At 61.2% G+C, this 18,338-nt stretch carries 9 protein-coding genes and 1 pseudogene; 5 read left to right on the forward strand and 5 right to left on the reverse strand.

Annotated elements, in window-relative coordinates; all coding sequences use genetic code 11:
• The 3 genes and pseudogenes from Uis1B_RS08835 to Uis1B_RS08845 form a co-directional block, all read right to left on the reverse strand.
• A pseudogene (locus Uis1B_RS08835) lies at positions 1–183 on the reverse strand (IS3 family transposase); the annotation flags it as partial.
• Entirely contained in the window at positions 183–695 is a 513-nt protein-coding gene (locus Uis1B_RS08840; RefSeq protein WP_101617526.1) for a helix-turn-helix domain-containing protein, read from the reverse strand. The pseudogene Uis1B_RS08835 and the gene Uis1B_RS08840, both read right to left, overlap by 1 nt.
• Positions 696–1,344: 649 nt before the next feature.
• Positions 1,345–2,712, reverse strand: coding sequence for a polysaccharide deacetylase family protein (locus tag Uis1B_RS08845; RefSeq protein ID WP_101617527.1), 1,368 nt, complete (start codon positions 2,710–2,712; stop codon positions 1,345–1,347).
• 360 nt (positions 2,713–3,072) lie between these two features.
• On the opposite strand from Uis1B_RS08845, the gene Uis1B_RS08850 reads away from it, so the two are divergent.
• The 4 genes from Uis1B_RS08850 to Uis1B_RS08865 all read left to right on the forward strand — a co-directional run bounded on the left by Uis1B_RS08850 (position 3,073) and on the right by Uis1B_RS08865 (position 11,420).
• Complete coding sequence (locus Uis1B_RS08850) at positions 3,073–4,008, forward strand: AEC family transporter (RefSeq protein WP_243390327.1); 936 nt, start codon at positions 3,073–3,075, stop codon at positions 4,006–4,008.
• Positions 4,009–4,083: 75 nt separating this feature from the next.
• Complete coding sequence (locus Uis1B_RS08855; RefSeq protein ID WP_133124900.1) at positions 4,084–5,007, forward strand: hypothetical protein; 924 nt, start codon at positions 4,084–4,086, stop codon at positions 5,005–5,007.
• Between the two features lie 323 nt (positions 5,008–5,330).
• Positions 5,331–8,000, forward strand: a complete 2,670-nt coding sequence (clpB, locus tag Uis1B_RS08860; protein ID WP_101617532.1) for an ATP-dependent chaperone ClpB — start codon at positions 5,331–5,333, stop codon at positions 7,998–8,000.
• Between the two features lie 189 nt (positions 8,001–8,189).
• Entirely contained in the window at positions 8,190–11,420 is a 3,231-nt protein-coding gene (locus Uis1B_RS08865) for an Ig-like domain-containing protein (RefSeq protein ID WP_101617534.1), read from the forward strand.
• A gap of 85 nt (positions 11,421–11,505) precedes the next feature.
• On the opposite strand, the gene Uis1B_RS08870 is transcribed toward Uis1B_RS08865, so the two are convergent.
• Positions 11,506–12,906 (reverse strand): ATP-binding protein, encoded by a 1,401-nt coding sequence (locus Uis1B_RS08870; protein ID WP_101617536.1) that lies wholly within the window; start codon positions 12,904–12,906, stop codon positions 11,506–11,508.
• Positions 12,907–13,912: 1,006 nt separating this feature from the next.
• Here Uis1B_RS08870 and Uis1B_RS08875 point away from each other — a divergent pair.
• Entirely contained in the window at positions 13,913–17,725 is a 3,813-nt protein-coding gene (locus Uis1B_RS08875) for a SpaA isopeptide-forming pilin-related protein (protein WP_165782821.1), read from the forward strand.
• Positions 17,726–17,787: 62 nt separating this feature from the next.
• On the opposite strand, the gene Uis1B_RS08880 is transcribed toward Uis1B_RS08875, so the two are convergent.
• Positions 17,788–18,338 (reverse strand): IS3 family transposase (locus Uis1B_RS08880; protein WP_133124902.1); only part of this gene is annotated, 551 nt, incomplete at its 5' end.

Below are 18,338 nucleotides of genomic sequence, written 5' to 3' on the forward strand. Positions count from 1 at the left end.
CACCTGCCGGTGGCCGCACCCGTTCGGGGTGCGATGGAAGATCTCGGCGACCATCGGCTCGATGTCCGGCCGGGTGACGGCCGCCGGATGCGACAGGTGATGGTAGTACGTGCTCCTCGCCAGTCCGGCCGCCCTCAGCAGGTGGACGAGCCGGTATCCGAGCCCCGCCAGCGTCGAGACGATCACCGATTTCTCCCGGTTGGTGACTTCGACGCCAGCAGGGCGCGGGCTTTTTCCAGGTACGCGACCCTCGCCCTCAGGTACGCGTTCTCCTCCTCGAGGAGCTGCTCCCTCGTGGGAGCCGGTTTCGGTTTGGGCTTGGCGCCCCTGGGCCGGCCCTTCGGCTTCGGCCGCAGCGCGTCCGGGCCTCCCGCACGGTACTCGCGGCACCAGTTCTCGAGCGTCGTGATGCTCGCGATCCCGTACCGGGCCATGACCTCGGCCTTGGTCAGGCCGTGCTCCACGCGGTCGCGCGCCGCCGCGAGCTTCGTCCCGTAGTCGTATTTCCTGTTGCCGCGTTCTCCCATGATCGCCGCCTCCCCGCCGATCCGGTACAACAACACCCATTTTTCCGCGGTCGACCGCGGCATGCAAACCCGTCCGGCCAGGGCCCTCGCCCCGATGCCCTGACGGATCAGGGCCAAGGCCGTCTTCCTGAACTCGTCGCCGTAATGGCGTCTGCGATCCCCGCACATGAGAAACCGCACCTCCGATCATCGAATCTGAATTACTCCAGTCCAACAATCGGGGTGCAGTTCACGGTGCGTGCGTCACCTCATCCGCCCGGCTTCGCCGGCCACCTTCTCCGCAAGAGTGGACGGCCTGCGGCCGCGGTTTTTCGCTCGCCTGCCAGCGAGCCCTTGGCGGTGCTTCTTGGCTTCCCCCTTTGGGGGAAGCTGTCGGCGTAGCCGACTGATGAGGGGTTCAGGCGAGCCGACAGGCGAGCTTGCAAAGCGCGGCCGTAGGGCCGTCCGCTCTTGCGGTTGAAGCTGGCGGACGGAGTCCGTCTGATGAGGTGATGTAGGCGGGTGCACGTTGTTTCGTACCGGTGTTTCGTTCCGGCCACCTCATCCGACCGGCTGCGCCGGCCACCTTCCCCTCAAGGGGAAGGCGAGAGGAGGGGGACGGGTTCCAGTGGTCGTGGCTTCCCCCTTTGGGGGAAGCTGTCGGCGTAGCCGACTGATGAGGGGTTCAGGCGAGCCGACACGCGAGCCGATGGGGTGCGATCGTCAGACCGTCCGTTGTTTCAAGGTCCCTGAACTGGCACAATAAGGGCTGTCCGCATCGTTGCTTAAAACGATGCGGACAGCCCTTTCTTTGTAAATCCACTGGTGATTCGCGGAGCTACTTGATCACGTAGTTGCGGTTGAAGTAGACGGCGCCGGGCTGCAGGTCATTGCCGACCAGCTGCGGCACGGTCACCAGTTTGAATCCCTTGGATTGGAGCAGCTGGATCACGGCGGGTACGGAGTCAACGGTGGTCTGGTGGATGTCGTGCAGCAGGATGATCGACCCGTTGGTCACTTCCTTGTTCACCTCGGCCAGAATCGCGTCCTTGTTGTGGGACTTCCAGTCGAGTGAATCCACATCCCACATGATCAGCGCTTCGCCGGCCTCCTTCGCCTTTTCACGCACGGTGGCGTTGTAGTCGCCGTACGGCGGGCGCATCATCATCACCGGGCGACCGCCGGCCTGCTGGATCGTGGCCGCGGATGTGGTGATCTGCTGCTGGATCTGATCGGCGGAAAGCTTGCTCAGCTGCACATGGTTCCATGTGTGGCTGCCCACCGCATGGCCGCCGGCGATCTCCTGCTTGACGATGTTCGGATTCGCCTTCGCCTCCACTGCCAGCGAGAAGAACGTCACCGGCACGTTGAGCCTCTTCAGCGTGGCGAGCAGCTGCGGGGTGGTTTCGGCGCTCGGTCCGTCGTCGAAGGTGATCGCCACGCACTTCTCCTTCGAGCAGTCGGGGGCCATTGCCTTCTCCAGCGCCTTCGTGGCCGTGGCCAGCGAGGCCTTCGCGTCGGTGAGCGGTTTGACGCTGAACGCCGCGTCGGCCTTCTGCGCCATCGCGCTGTTCGCGGCGTCGATCTGCTTGGTCACCGCGTCGGAAAGCGACGTGTCCTTCACCTGGCCCTTCGCGTCGGAGACCAGCTGGGTGGCGGTCTTCACATCGGATTCCAACGCGGCCTTCGTATCGTCGTACGTCTTCTCCGCCTTACTGGAATTCACCGACTTCACCGCGGAATCCACGGTGTTCACGGCGTTGTCGATCGGCTTCTCGCGGTCGGCCAGCTGCTGGGTGGCGGTTTTCAGGCTGCTGATCGTCGCGTCCACGGGGCACAGCGTGCTCTGCTGGTCGAGATCGGGGTCGATTGAATCGAGATCGCCGCGTACGTCGGCCAGATGGGTCACGGTGGAGGAGTCCTTCACTTGTTCCGCGGTGACGGCCGATGCCGTTTTGAGATCGCTGCGCAGCGTGGTGGTACGGTCGAGTTCGCGGCTCAGCGACGTCCACTGGTCCTGACATCCCTTGAGGGCGGATTCGCGCAGATGGCGCCATCCGAAGAATCCGGCGGCCGCAGCCACCAGCGCGATCACCACCACGACGATGATGGTGGTTCGGATTGTTTTTCTCGCCTTGCGTTTGGGATCCGGGTTCAGCGGCGTCATATCGATGTTCAGTCCGCCGTTCTGCGCGCTCTGCGTCATACTGCTCTTCTCTCTTCTCCCGCTCTTCGCCTACAGGCGAAACGATTTACTCGGCAACAGTATATGGTACGGACGGGTCGGCTGATCGGGTGTCATCCGATCGGTTGATTTCGCCTGAAATTCGCCTGTCGTTTGGCTTCCGGTGGGGTCGGGCGGCGTATCGAGCCGGGGGTATCGGTACGTGATCGGTTTACGGAATCGGTTCATGCGGGGAAGGTCGGCTGGTTCGGGATCCGGTCCACCATACGGGACGGGTGGGCGCACCGCCGGACACGTTCCTATACTCACTGTTCGGATACGCCGACCTGTTCTGTTCGGATAGGGCGGTTGGCCGGATATGGGAGAGCGAAGAAGTAGATCATGGTGATATTCAAGTCGGGTTCGCTGCTGCTGGTGATTCTCGGGGTCTACGCGCTCAAACGTCTGCACATCTTCGGCGAACGAGACTACAAGGTGGCGCAGGGGTTCGCATTCAACCTCACCCTGCCCTGCGCGATCGTGCTGTCGTTCGCCACGAACAGGCATGACATGTCGATGCTGTGGATCGTGCTGTTCGGATTCGTCTGCGCGATCGTCCCGCTGTTCCTCGTGTTCTTCGGCACGCATCGCGAGCCCGACAAACGCTACCGCGCGTTCACGATGCTCGCCGCGTCCGGTCTGAACCTCGGCGCGTTCTGCCTGCCGGTGGTGCAGACGTTCATGGGGGCGTCGGCCGGCCTGCCGGTGATCATGATGGATATCGGCAATGCGATGGTGGCTACGGCCGCCGCACTGAGCCTGACCAAGGGCCTGCTGCATATGGGCGACTCGGCGACCGTGCTGCCGATGGTGCTGCGCGTGCGCAACATCGCGCATGATTTCGTCAGCTCCCTCTCGTTCGACACATACATGCTCATGCTGGTCCTGATGTTCGCGCATGTGCAGATTCCCGATCCGATCGTGCAGCTGGTCACGCCGTTCGCCAACGCCAACGCCTTCTGCTGCATGGCGATGATCGGCCTGATGATGGAGGTGCCGCATGAGCGCAAGGATCGCGTCACCCTGCTTCGGGTGATCGCGTGGCGCACGGCGTTCAGCGTGGTGATCGCGCTGGCCGCGTGGTACATCATGCCGTTCGACCTGCGGATCCGCGAGATCCTCACCATCGCGGCGCTGTCGCCGATCACCGTGTTCGCCACGAAGTTCGCCGATTCGCTCACCGGCAACGCCAAGCTGGCCGGATTCTCGCTTACCGTCACCGGCATGATCTCGCTGGTCGAGATGACGGTGCTGCACGTGCTGCTGCCGGCGGTGTGACCTCGTGCGTTCGAGTTATCCACAATTTTCGTGATCCGGTTGCCGGGTTTCGCCGCGCCTATTACGTTTGGCGGCATGTCGGTGTATAGAGCGGTGTCCGGAGTGTCGGGGGCGGTGTCCGGCTTGGTGTCCGGCGCGCCGTCCGGAGGTGGGGGAATCGCCTATGCTTCGCTTGCCGACACCGCGCTTCAGACCCTTGCCCGCTGCGAGGCCGCAGCCCGCACCTCGCGTGTGCCGTTGGTGTTCAGCCATCTGACGGCGCTTAATCTGCTCGGCATCGAGCCCCCGCTCAACTGCACGCTCGATGAGTCTTTGCTGCACGTAGCAGTGCGCGATCGCAGGCGGCGCAGGCGGCGACGGGGGATGGGGATCCATTTGTGGGAGCCGGAATACGAGTCCCGCATGATCGCTGATTCGGTGGAATGCGTGGATGCGCTCACCGCTTGGGCGCAGATGTCGCCATATGTCACGTTGGGGGAGCTGGTTGTTCTGGGGGATTCGCTCATGCGCAGGGATCCAAGGCTACGGCAGTGTTCCAGCGAGGATTTTGCGAGGTTCCTCAGAACGGCGGGGCCGTTTCGGGGCAAGGCGAGTTGCGTCAAAGCGCTGAGATTCATGATGGATGGCACCGACTCCTCCTGGGAGACGCGGGTTCGGCTTGCGCTGCGGTATTTTGGGCTGCCCGAGGCCATTCCTAATTATGCGGTGTTCGATGAGCAGTTGGGATTCGACCTGCACATCGATCTTGCATACCCCGACTGCAAGGTCGGCATAGAGTTTCAGGGCGACCACCACCGCACGTCGAAGCGCCAATATGCGTTCGACCAGCGGAAAAAGAGGAATCTTGAGTATCAGGACTGGCGCATCATTCCCGTGGTGGCGGGCGATCTTGCGAGTGAGCGGCTTTGCCGGGAGCTGGCCGTTATCGTGGCGGCGGCATTGGGGCGTCGTCTGCCGGAGCGGCCTGTGGCGCGATACCGGGGTCTCGTCCTTTTCTGAGCCGTTTCCGGTTCTCCGACCCCGCAGCAATGCTCCAAGTGGCGAGTTGTGAGGCTTCGTTGTTGAATAATGCGGTTTTGGGCTGTGATCGAGAGAAGGAATCGTTGAATTTTCAAGCTTCGTTATCGGGCTGCGCGACGGTATGGCGAAACAAAGCCTCACAACTCGCCTTTTGGTGCGTTCGTGGGTGCGTTCGGTGAGGTGAGTTCACGATGATTCCCGAAACTTGAGTGCAACACGCTCAAGTTTTGGGAATAACCGCCGTGCCTCCTCGGTTGGGATAGTCAGAACACGAATACGATTCAAGACTTTGGGAGGCAATCATGGAACAGAACTTCACCAGAATGGCTCAGGAGGCGCTGGGCGACGCCATTCAGTCCGCCTCGGCCGCGGGCAACGCGCAGGTCGAGACCCTGCATGTGCTGGAAGCCCTGCTTCGCCAGCAGGAAGGCGTGGTGCCGGGCCTGATTCAGGCGGCCGGAGGCAATCCTCAGGCCATCGCCGCCGCTGCCCGCAATGCGCTGGTGGCGTTGCCGAGCGCAAGCGGATCGAGCACCTCGCAGCCGCAGGCGAGCCGCCAGCTCACCACGGCGATCGCGCAGGCCGAGAAGGAGATGAAGGAGATGGGCGACGAATACGTCTCCACCGAGCATCTGCTCATCGGCATCGCGGCCTCCGCGCCGAATCAGTCGGCCGACATCCTCAAGGCCAACGGCGTGACCCCCGAGGCGCTGCGCAAGGCGGTGCCCGGTATTCGAGGCGGCCGTAAGGTCGACAGCCCGGATGCCGAAGGCAGTTACAAGGCGTTGGAGAAGTACTCCACCGACCTGACCGCCGAGGCCAAGGAAGGCAAGCTCGACCCGGTGATCGGCCGCGATCAGGAGATCCGCCGCGTGATTCAGATCCTTTCCCGCCGCACCAAGAACAACCCGGTGCTGATCGGCGAGCCCGGCGTCGGCAAGACCGCCGTGGTCGAGGGACTGGCCCAGCGCATCGTGGCCGGCGACGTGCCCACCACGCTGCAGAACAAGAAGCTGACCAGCCTCGACATGGGTTCGATGGTGGCCGGCTCGAAGTATCGTGGCGAGTTCGAGGAACGGCTCAAGAGCGTGCTTGAGGAGATCAAGAACGCGGACGGCCAGATCATCACCTTCATCGACGAGATCCACACGATCGTGGGCGCCGGTGCGGCCGAAGGCTCCATGGATGCGGGCAACATGCTCAAGCCCATGCTGGCCCGTGGCGAGCTTCGGCTGATCGGCGCCACCACGTTGGACGAGTACCGCGAGAACATCGAGAAGGACCCGGCGTTGGAGCGTCGTTTCCAGCAGGTGTACGTGGGCGAGCCGAGCGTGGAGGACACGGTCGCGATTCTGCGTGGCCTCAAGCAGCGTTACGAGGCGCACCACAAGGTGACGATCGGCGATGATGCGCTGGTGGCCGCGGCCACGCTGTCGAACCGGTACATCTCCGGTCGTCAGCTGCCTGACAAGGCCATCGATCTGGTTGATGAGGCGGCCGCGCACCTGCGCATGGAGCTCGATTCCTCTCCGGAGGAGATCGACGAGCTGCAGCGCAAGGTCACGCGTCTCGAAATGGAGGAGATGCAGCTGAAGAAGGCGGAGGACCCGGCTTCCAAGGAGCGTCTCGGCAAGCTTCAGGCCGATCTGGCCGACACCCGCGAGAAGCTCAGCGGGCTGAAGGCCAAGTGGGACGCCGAGAAGGCCGGGCACAACAAGGTGGGCGATCTGCGCGCCAAGATGGACGATCTGCGCGTCGAGGCCGACAAGGCCACCCGTGAAGGCGATCTCGCCAAGGCGTCGAAGATCCTCTACGGCGACATTCCGGCGATTCAGAAGGAGCTTTCCGCCGCGGAAAGCGCCGACGCCGAATCCACTGAAACCGGCGAGAACAAGCCCGAGCCGATGGTTCCCGACCATGTGGACGCCGACTCCGTGGCCGAAATCGTCTCCGACTGGACGGGCATCCCGGTCGGCCGTCTGATGCAGGGCGAGAACGAGAAGCTGCTGCACATGGAGGATTACCTCGGCAAGCGCGTGATCGGCCAGAAGGAGGCCATCGCCGCCGTGTCCGACGCCGTCCGCCGCTCGCGCGCCGGCATCAGCGACCCGAACCGTCCGACCGGATCGTTCCTGTTCCTCGGCCCCACCGGTGTGGGCAAGACCGAGCTGGCCAAGGCGCTCGCCGACTTCCTGTTCGACGACGAGAAGGCCATGGTCCGCATCGACATGTCCGAGTACATGGAGAAGGCCAGCGTCTCCCGCCTGATCGGCGCGGCGCCGGGCTACGTCGGCTACGAGGAGGGCGGTCAGCTCACCGAGGCAGTTCGCCGTCGCCCGTACTCCGTCGTGCTGTTCGACGAGGTCGAGAAGGCCAACCCCGAAGTGTTCGACGTGCTGCTGCAGGTACTTGACGACGGTCGTCTGACCGATGGTCAGGGCAGGACCGTGGACTTCAAGAACACGATCCTGATCATGACCTCGAACCTCGGTTCGCAGTTCCTGGTGAATCAGGATCTCGACTCCGACGCGAAGAAGAAGGCCGTGATGGACGCCGTGCACATGCAGTTCAAGCCGGAGTTCATCAACCGTCTGGACGAGCTGGTGATCTTCCACCCGCTCACCCGCGACGAGCTGGGCGGCATCGTGGACATTCAGGTCAAGCAGGTGGCATCTCGTCTGACCGACCGCCGCATCACCCTCGACGTCACCGATTCGGCCCGCGAGTGGCTGGCCAACACCGGCTACGATCCGGCTTACGGCGCGCGTCCGCTGCGTCGTCTGGTGCAGACCGAGGTGGGCGATCAGCTGGCCCGTATGCTGCTGGCCGGCAAGGTGCATGACGGCGACACCGTGCTGGTCGATCAGACCGGCGGCGAGCATCTGGAGCTCACCACCATGCCGGAGGATCCGCTGGCCGGACACACCCCCGACGACCCCGACGTCACCATCGACAGCATCCAGGCCGACTGACATCGCCCTCCCTGGCTTCCCCCTTTGGGGGAAGCTGTCGGCTTCGCCGACTGATGAGGGGTGCTGGACGTTGGAACGCCCTCTACCGAATGGCGGGGGATGGGGGTACCGTAATAAACGGATTACGGTACCCGCTCCCCGTTTCCGAAGCGGAGCGGATACCTCGTATGAGGGAAGGCTGGGGAACTTATGGGTTCTGCATCGTCAAACCGTCGGCACTGGCGCACGTTGATCGCGGCCGTGACGACGATGTTCATCGCCGTATTCGGCTTCGTAGGCACGGCGAACGCTCAGGAAGGCAGTCAGGCGAACGGTTCCGTTTCCGGCGTGGAAACGGTGGCGACGTCGACTTCGACGCCGCGCATCGCCGTTTCCGTGGAGCGGTATGACGCTGCCGGGGCGGATCAATATGCGCTGGTCGTGACCAACAATGATGCGACGAAGACCGCAACCACGGTGAAGGGCACGACCACCATTCCCGATAGGATCGCCAAGGCTGGTCAGTCGACTTCCGTGCAGTGGACGGTCGGCGATCTCAAGCCGGGCGAGCACGCCTACGCGGTTGCAGACGGTCAGACCCTCACCGTTGCGCTCGCCGAACAGACGTCCGGCAACAACGGCAACAACCCGAACAACGGCAACAACGGCAACACCGGAACCGATAATTCCGGAACGACCAAGCCGAACGGTCAGACCCCGAACAATCAGACTTCCAACAACCAGTCCGCGAACAATACGAATAACGCAGCCAACGCGAGCAACCAGTCGGCGAACAACACCAACGGCGACACGGCCATCAGCGCCGATTCCACGGCCAACGACGCCGGCAATACCGGCAAGTCGAGCGGGTCGCTTTCCCGCACCGGCGTTTCCGTGATGGGCCTCGCCGGATTCGCCCTGCTGCTCGCCGCCGCAGGCTGCATCATCCTCAGCCGTCGTAACGGTTTCAACACTTCCTCCGGCGATGCCGGTGAATCCGATGGCGCTTCCGCAGGCCGTCGCGGTCACGCCACCGCTGCGGCCCGAGGCTTCGTTGCCGCCGCCGTCGCCCTGGCCGTGCTCGGCGCGGGCATGATGATCGTGCCGAACGCGCTCGCTGACGAACCGGCCGGCGAGGACGTCTCCTCCACCGTCACGCTCAACGGCCATGATTATCAGCTTTCCTCGCATGTCACCGCCACGTTCGTGCAGCCGACGAAGACCGTCATCCCGGTCGCCGGCGAGGTGAAGGACGATAATGGTCAGCTGGTGAAGAACACCAAGCTCACGTTCACGGCCACCGGTGAGCAGCAGGTTGCCGTCACCACCGACGAGAACGGCTACTTCACCGCCCATCTGACTCAGAACGTTCGGTATGACGCCACCGCCTCGCAGGTGAAGGCCACCCTGCTTGCCAAGCAGCGCAACGATGTGACCGTGCGGAACATCGCCGGGTCCATCACGCTCGGCCGTGGTGTGACCGAGGGCACGGCGAGCGCCCAGACCAACTCCTCCGCCATCTATCTTGATGCCAAGGATTACCGTCTGTCCGCCGATGGGAAGACCGTCACCGTCACCAACGGCAAGACCGGCGACATCGTTTCCGGCGACATCGTGGTTCTGGCCCCGCAGGGTGATTTCGACGGCAAGGTGATCCGTGTCGCCACGGTCTCCACCACTGCGGCCGGCCTGACCTTCACCGGCGCGGATGCTGATCTCGCCGAGGCGTTCGACAACATTCGGCTGAACAACACCACGCTCGACGCCACCAAGGTGGAGGTCAATCCCGCGGATGGCGTGACCGCCACGAATCTTGCCAAGCCGGAGGCGGGCAGGACCCTGAAGCGTGCCGCCCGCATCGGTTTGGGTGGTGAGGCCGGCCAGTCGCTGAACTACGAGTTCAATTATGTGAAGGATCTGAAGGTGACGAAGAAGGTCGCCGGCAAGGTCGAGACCAGGAAGTTCGGCTATGTGGTGAACAAGACCACCTTCGCCAGCAACATCACCGCCAGCGCCTACGTGGATTTCGTCAGCAACGAGAAGTCGAACGTCACGCTGGACGCCAAGACCGATTTCAACACGTCCGGTGTGATGTGCGCGAGCTATTCCAATGAGAACATGCTGAACCACGTCGATTATTCGGAAACCGAATGTGCGGGCACCGAGGAGGCCGATAAGAAGGATCCGACCGGGGAGACCGGTTCCAAGCAGGATACCGAGGATTCGGACAAGGACTCGGATTCGGACAAGGACTCCGAGGACTCGGACAAGGATGCGAAGGCCGCTGCCGATAAGTCCGACGGCGACAAGTCCGACGACGAGGAGGCTCAGGAGTTCGAGGGCATCAAGCTTACCAAGACGCCGCTCGTCTGGAGGCTCCCGTGGGGCTTCAAGGTGGAGTCCGACGCTACGATCGTGACGCACTCCTCCGGCCATTTCCGCGGCACGATGAAGGTTTCGGCGTCGGCCGAGGCGAAGGCCGTGCTGCAGAACGGCAAGGTGACCGGCACGGCGAAGGCATCGCTCGACCCGAATGTGGAGCTGACGGCCGCGGCCAAGTACGAGGTTGGTCTGCTGATGGATCCGACGCTGAAGGTGCTGGGTCATTCGATCGTCACCGTCAAGGGCGAGCCTGGCGTCGGCATGGAGGTCAAGGGCCATGTGAAGGTGGAGAACGGCGTGCTCAAGCCTGGCGACGCCTCCGCCTCATGGGAGATGTACGGCTATGCGAACGAATGGTATTCGTTCCCGATTCTGGAGCCGCTCGGCAAGCTTCCGGAGGGCAATCCGCTGCATGATCTGGGCAAGTACGCCGAGGATCAGGAGTTCAAGGAGAATCCGGTCGCCCGCGTCACCCTCAGCAAGCATGAGGCCACGAACGGTCCGAAGTATCAGCTCGACAAGATCCGCAAGGAGATCGCGAAGGGCGACTTCTCATCGATCGCCGGCGAATACTGCCAGAAGGATAATCTCAGCTGCGTTTCCATCGATGAGAAGGGTCGGTTCAAGCAGGTTTCCGGCACGGTGGAGCGTGCGTTCCAGCCGCTGCTCAACGGCGGGGTGAGCCAGCTGAGCGCGGGTGACGACGATCCGAACTACAAGAACGTGTCCGTCAACCTTACGGGACCGGTTTCCGAATATCGCTGCGATGTTCCGAACGGCACCGTGGTGACCGGTGCGGCGTGCAAGGCGCTGGGCCGTGAGAACGTGACCCGCTGGCCGTCCAGCGTGGCGTACTTCCCCGCGGGATGGGAGTCGAAGGACATCTACCAGGGCAACTATCACCTGTCGCCCGACGGCAAGGAGGTCGATACCGCTACGCCGTTCCTGCAGCCGACCGGAGACCAGTACGTGTACGCTCCTCAGGACAACGTCGTGCGCTACCCGCTCGACGGAGGATTGCAGGGGTCCAACGGCGTCTACTATCTGGTCAAGCGGTGACCGCATAGTCAAGCGGTGATCCTACTGGGGCAAGGTCGATTTCCCGCGACCTTGCCCCATTTGCTATGAGGTTTGCTATGCGGGATCATCGGCCGACATCGTTGAGGGCCGAAACATCCACGGAGAACGGCATGGAGGCGGGTAGCCGTTGCGGTTCCAGAAACATCGTCATATACAGTGGCAGATAGGTGATCGGCCCCTTTTGGGATATGTTGCCTTTGCATAGCACGTAGGCGTGATCGAGATGCCAATCCGGTACGGACATCACTTTGTTCAGTGCGCGATGTGCTGTCCAGTCATTGCCGGATTTAACCTCGATCGGCAGAATGACGGAACCGGATTGCACGACGAAATCCAATTCGCCGTATCGTTTGGCATCGAAGTAGTGGAGCTGGAATCCGTGGGCGAGCAGTTCCTGCGCCACGATGTTTTCCATGATGCTGCCGAGGTTGACGTCCAGGTCGCCTTGCAACAGTGCGAACTGCACATTGTCGAGCGAAGCGGCGCACAGCAGCCCCGTATCGTTCAGGAAGAGTTTGAATAGACTGTGTTTTTCGTTCGCGCGTAACGGAACGGTTGGGGATTCGACGTTGTAGCAGGGGATGGCCACACCGGCGTCCGACAGCCATAGGAAGCTGCTGGCATAGCGTGCCTGACGGGCGTTTTTATTCAGATCCGCGAGGACGAACCGTCTGTTGTGTTGGGAAAGCTGGGACGGCAAAGCGTCGAAAATGGAACGGATTTTCGTACGGTTGGCGGAATCGGCGTATTTGGCGATGTCCAGACGATACAGATCGAGAAGACTGCGCTGCAGCTCGGTCGTCTGTGCGATGTCGTGGGTGCGGACGTAGCGTTGTACGACCTCGGGCATGCCTCCCACCACCGTGTACGCCTGAAACAGTCGCATCATGGTGGTGTGTACCGACTCGCTGATCGGTCGTTTATGCATGAAGTGGTCTCTCAGCAGGTCGATGACTGTTGGCTGAACTCCGTTGGCCCAGCAGAATTCCTCGAAATCCATGGGGAACATACGGTACTGCTCCTCGAACCCGACCGGATATGAGGGGACGTCGTTGACTCGTACGCCGAGCAGGGAGCCGGTTTCTATATAGTCGAATCGTCCGTCTTCCACAAGAAACTTGATGGCGGTGCGTGCCCGCGGGCATTCCTGTATTTCGTCCAGCAGAATCAATGTTTTGCCGGGGACGAGTGTTTTCCGCAGATATGCGGTGAGATTGGTGATTACGGTACGGGCGTCGAGCGCGTCGTCGAAGATGTCCGATGCATGGGGGTCGGTGAGGAAATTAAGCTCGGCGAAATGATCGTAATGGTGTTTGGCGAATTCACGTACCAACGTGGTTTTACCGATCTGACGGGCCCCGGTGAGCATCAGCGCCTTGGAAGGGCGCCTGCTTGCCCCTCCTGTGGGTGACGCCGCGCGCTGCTTCCATGAGACGAGTTTGTTCCAAGCCTTGCGCTTAAGCATTGCGAATCCTTAGGTTGTCACGTTTTTCCTAATTTTACAGCACGGCCTGTCACGTTTTTCCGGTTTTTGGGGTTGCTTTTGTCACGTTTTTCCAGATTTTTTGGCTGTTTTCGTCACGTTTTGCCGAACTCGGGGCGGGGATCGTGAACGGGTCGTGCGAACGGGTCGTGCGAACGGGATGGGGTGAACGGAGGAATCCGAGTGTGGGTGTCCGTTCATAGACGGCATAATGATCAAAGATGATCGTATCTGATTATTGAGGATTTAACGGTGTTGATCGCGTATGGGGTCATGCTTGTGGCTCCACCGGCGAGACTTGAGTCTTGGACTGTCGGCATGAGGGGTCCGGCGTGTGATTGCGATGGTTGCGTGGGGACTGCGCCAAACCGTGCGGGGCATCCGATGGGATATGTCTTGCGTCCGTCGATGCCGGCGGATGTCGATGGTGGGTTATTGGGCGAGTGCTCCGGTGATGTTGTGATACTGATCACACTACTGTTTCGTATGGTTCCGAAGTGTCTGCTCGGAATCGTCTGTGATGTCGCAGTGGTTTCGCTGCTGGGTTTCATTGCAAGACCAATTGACTGAATATAACAATTTGATAACAAATACATAATGGTCGATTGTTTATCTTTTTTTCATTTGCGATCAATGTGGGAATATTCCCTTCGGGGGGGGGCGATGCGTTGTAGTGCCGGAAAATCAGCGATTTGCCCCCCATTGATGCTCAGAGGCAAACAATGGAAACAAACATCACAAAATGATACATTGTGAGCCTTCACATGCTATTTTCGCAAGTTTCGCTCAATGCCCCCGTCTTACACCCGTAAAAGGGATCTACGGTGGACTGTGGAAGTGATTGTGCAGCCGCCGTGCAGTAGCGGTGGCGGATGGAGTGGTTGTGACGATGCAGTGCGAGCAGAAGCAGCCCGCAAACGGCGAAGGTGCGAGAAACCCTGATGACGCTATGCATTCTGGGCGCGTGAACAGCACCAAACAAGCGAGCGTGGTGAACAATATCAAGGCCATCAAAGCGGCAGTGGCATCCATTGCCGTCGCTGCGATGCTGCTGATCGGCCTGCCCGTGGCCGGCGTGGCCAATGCCGCCGATGCTGCGGATGCCGCCAATAGCTCCGACGGCGCCAACGCCGTTACCATCAATCCCTCGTCCGACCCTAAGTCCGGTGCCACTCCGAGCCTCAGTGCCTCCACGGGCTCCTCGGACTCTGCCGACTCGGCCGATACCAGCAACGATTCAGCCGAAGCCGGCAATGCTTCCAATACCGGCAATGCTTCGGGCACTTCCAATACTTCCGGCGCTTCCGAAACCGCGAATACCGCGAAGACCCCCACTTCTGATAGTCCGACCGGCAGTGCAGCCGATGACTCAGCCGGCACTGGCGACGCTCCAGCCGCGGCCCCCGCCGCTGCCAACTGCCAGGCCGTGACTACGTGGGCCGACCTCAAGAGCTGCATTGAAGATGCCGCTAAAGACGCCAACGTCTCCATCGTCATCACCAAACCCATCGTCGCCGCGGCCGGCGGCTCGATCACCATCGACAACAAAACCGTCGCCATCACCTCCACCGTCGATCCTGCGACCGGCTCCGCATTGGCCTCTGCGGCCGGCGACCCTTCAACCGCCGGAGCGTTGTTCACCGTGCGAAACGGCGGCTCGCTTGCGCTCGGCCAGGAGAACGATGCTGCCGGTACGTCGTTCTCCTACGCTGGTACCGAAGCCGCGCCGCTCACCCGCCGACTGGTCAAACTCGAATCCGGTGCCAAGCTCACCATCAACGGCGGCAAGTTCTCCAATAACAAGACAGACGAAGGCGGTGTGATCTACAACAACGCGGGCACCGTGACCATCAACGGCGGCACGTTCAAGAACAACACGGCCGTCAATGGCGGTGTACTGTTCCAGACCGGAGATGCGGCAAAGCTTTCCATTACCGGTGGTACGTTCACCGGCAACAAGTCGGTGGATTCGGGCAATAGCGCCGGCGGCGGCGTGCTGTTCCAGAATGGGGGTAAAACCACCATCACCGGCGGCACGTTCACCGGCAACGCGCAGACCTATACGGCCGAATGCACCAATGACAAGCCTGACGCATGCCGCCATATGCGTAGTGGCGGCGGCGCGATCCATGCCGAACGCGGAACGTTGACCATTGTGGGCAACGTGACATTCGCCGGCAACTACTCCAAGGCCTATGGCTGGGGAGATGGCGGCGGAGCGCTCTACGTTCAGGGAACGTTGTGGATATATAACGATTCCCGCGGCAACAAGCCCACGTTCAAGGGAAATTGGTCCGGCATCTATGACACGCAGTATGTGAAAGACGCGAACGGCAACGAACAAGTACCCAACGGCGGCGCCGGTGGTGCGATCTTCCTGCAGGATAGTCAGTCTACGGCGTATCTGATGGGTGGTTCCTTCACCGGCAATTCCTCCGGATATCTTGGTGGTGCCATCTACACCGAGGATAAGTCCACCACCTACGTTGCCAAGGCAGTAGCGTATGAGAACATGGCCGGTCATTTCGGCGGAGGATTGTGGCTGTGCCCGTCCGGTTCCGCTGAATCGTCCAAGGGTGGCAACATTGCCTTGTTCGACAATGAGGTGAACCGCACCATCGACCCGAACAAGGAGAACCAGACGGCGGCGAACGTGAACGACGCTGACGGGAACAAGGCGGACGGTACCGAGGCAGGTGCCGACTTCGCCATCATGAACCCATATCACAAAAAGCATGATGATACCAGCTTCATGCTGATGGACACATGGTTCACCGACCGCACTGATTCGGCGGTCACATGGTATTACGATGGCATCCCGGTCCAGAACGCCAGCGGATATGACGATAGCTATCAGAATCCTCAGAAGCAGGACTGGGCAGGAGTGGGCGGAGTCGGAACCAACCTTGCGGTCACCAAGAGCGACGGTCGATACAAGGAAGGACAGAACAACGCCAAGATCGAAGATGGTGAGTATGAAAATAATCACACCAAGAATCTGACGTTGGGCTGGAACGGCATGGCCGACGGTAAACAAGAGACGTTCCATGATCGCGGCATCGCACTCAAGTCCGTGGTCAAGGGCGATGCCGAAGAGCAACAGGCCCGTAAGAACGCCGCCAAGAATTCCGCTGCGGTTGAGATCACCGGCAACAAGGCGCGTCTGTCCGGCGGCGCGTTCGGCACCAACGGCAACGTGAAGTTCTCCACCCCGTACACGGCCTCCTGGAGCAAGGTGGACGGTACCAACACCAGTAAGCGTCTTGTCGGTGCCGAATGGACAGTGTCTAGCACCGGTTCCGCTACGGCGGATACCGAGGAGGAGGCCCGTCGGGCTGCCGAGGACCAGGCCGGTGGACCATTCGAAGAGGACTTCTATCCGACGTTGTGCGCCACCGACGTCAACGGTGAACTTACCGATGCGGGCAAGGCCGCTTACGCAGACGGCACCTGCTGGAAGCAGACCATCGCTGTTGCCAACAACAATGGCACATATACGGTGAAGATCGACCGCGCGGCGATCGTCAAGGACAATACCGGTCTGGCTGCGTACGTCGGCTTCGACAACAATCCCGATGACGGCGGCTTCGACATCAACAATCTGCACAACGGCACGTATACGGTCAGGGAACGCAAGGCTCCCGCAGGATACATGCTGAGCGCCGATACCTATACGTTCACCGTCAAGGATGCCCAGGCGCAGTGGGATAACGGTAATCAGGCGGGAACGATCGACAAGGATATTCCCAATACGGCCGCACCCGGCGTGTCATGGAGAAAGCTCGATGCGGATACCGGTCGTCGGGTGAGCGGCACTTCCTGGACGGTGGTGAAGATCGATTCGAGCGGCAAGGAGATTGGTGACCGACACACGGTCGACGACTGTGTGGATCCCGATACTGACACGGTCACGAAGGCAGTTCCCTGCTCCGATGGTAAAAACGATGACGCAAACAAAACCTATGCCGACATCAATGGCAATCTGGGAGGGCTGCGTATCATCGTCGGTGAAGCCGGCACCTACAAGCTCACCGAAACCGTTCCGGACGGATATTGGAAACCGGTCGACGACGGATCGTACTACTTCTTCATCGTTCCGCCGGACGCCAACGCCAATACGTCAATCGACGTTCAGCGACATGATGGGACGTCCGGCAAGGATACCGTGGTCGAAAACAAGGAGATCGACAACACTCAGCCACAGGCCTCGTGGTCGAAGGTGGCAAAGGACAATGCCGATGAGCTGCTTGACGGCTCGGAGTGGCAGGTCCGAGGCCCGCTCAACGAAAACGGTACGGAGATTGCCGGCTTGACCGTTACGGCTCCGGTGACGGATTGCGAAAGCAAGAGCGGTGCGACTGATCCTTGCGAAAGCCACGTCAATACCACGAATGACCACGGTGTGATCACTAAATACGAGGATGTGGATAGCACCGCCGGCCAGTTCAAGATTCTGGGACTGGCTCGTCCCACAACGAATGGGCAGAAGTACCGATACGAACTGACCGAGACCAAGGCTCCGGATGGGTATGTGCTCGCCAAGACCACGTACACGTTTGAGATTTTGGATTCCGTCAACACGCATGTGCTGATCGACGCCCCCAACGGTTCGTCGCTTCCGGTGACTCACACCGGCAACGCCAACCTGATCCCGAACGTTCGGGCGGTGGCCTCGCTGCCGCTTACCGGCGGCACGACGGCCCGTGAGTGGCTGCTCATCGGAGGCGGCATCGCCTTCGCGGCGGCCGCGGCCGGGTTCGGCGTGAACGAGTACCGGAAGAGGCGGTCCGTGATGGTGTAGCGAATCATATGGAGCTTGAACTGCGCCCCAATTGTTAGACGCGGTTTATTAAGGGTACCTGATCAGGCTGCGAGGGACATACTCCGGAATTCCTCCGGGGTGCGTCCCTCCAGCCGTCTCTGGCGTCGTCTGGTGTTCCAGTGGATGATGTACTCGTTCAGACCGGTCTCGAACTCCTCGTAGGAGGCGAACTCGCGGCCGGTGTAGAACTCGTCCTTGAGATGGCCGAACACCTGCTCGGTCGCGGCGTTGTCGATGCAGTCGCCCTTCCTGCTCATGGACTGGCGTATGCCCAGTTCCGCGAGACGGTCGCGCCACCACCGGTGCTGGTACTGCCATCCCATGTCGCTGTGGAGCACGGGATCGACGCCCTCGGGCAGACGGTCCTCGAGCATGGCGAGCAGCCTTCGCTGCTGGGCGAGGTCGGGACGCCGGCTTACGTCCCAGGCGACGATCTCCTTCGATCCCATGTCGTAGACGGGCGCCAGGTACGCCTTGCCGCCGGCGACCCTGAACTCGGTGACGTCCGTGCCCAGCTTCATCCAGGGCCGGTCGGCCCCGAAGTCCCGCTTCAGCAGGTTCGGCACCCCCGCGCCCGTCCCGCCCCGGTACG

Origin of the sequence: Bifidobacterium margollesii (genome assembly GCF_002860355.1) — a bacterium.
Lineage (GTDB): Bacteria > Actinomycetota > Actinomycetes > Actinomycetales > Bifidobacteriaceae > Galliscardovia > Galliscardovia margollesii.

Bases quoted from the DNA above. Each gene is read 5' to 3' on its own strand.
- Uis1B_RS08840 (WP_101617526.1), bottom strand. From the start codon at position 695: ATGTGCGGGGATCGCAGACGCCATTACGGCGACGAGTTCAGGAAGACG.
- Uis1B_RS08845 (WP_101617527.1), bottom strand. From the start codon at position 2,712: ATGACGCAGAGCGCGCAGAACGGCGGACTGAACATCGATATGACGCCG.
- Uis1B_RS08850 (WP_243390327.1), top strand. From the start codon at position 3,073: ATGGTGATATTCAAGTCGGGTTCGCTGCTGCTGGTGATTCTCGGGGTC.
- Uis1B_RS08855 (WP_133124900.1), top strand. From the start codon at position 4,084: ATGTCGGTGTATAGAGCGGTGTCCGGAGTGTCGGGGGCGGTGTCCGGC.
- clpB (WP_101617532.1), top strand. From the start codon at position 5,331: ATGGAACAGAACTTCACCAGAATGGCTCAGGAGGCGCTGGGCGACGCC.
- Uis1B_RS08865 (WP_101617534.1), top strand. From the start codon at position 8,190: ATGGGTTCTGCATCGTCAAACCGTCGGCACTGGCGCACGTTGATCGCG.
- Uis1B_RS08870 (WP_101617536.1), bottom strand. From the start codon at position 12,906: ATGCTTAAGCGCAAGGCTTGGAACAAACTCGTCTCATGGAAGCAGCGC.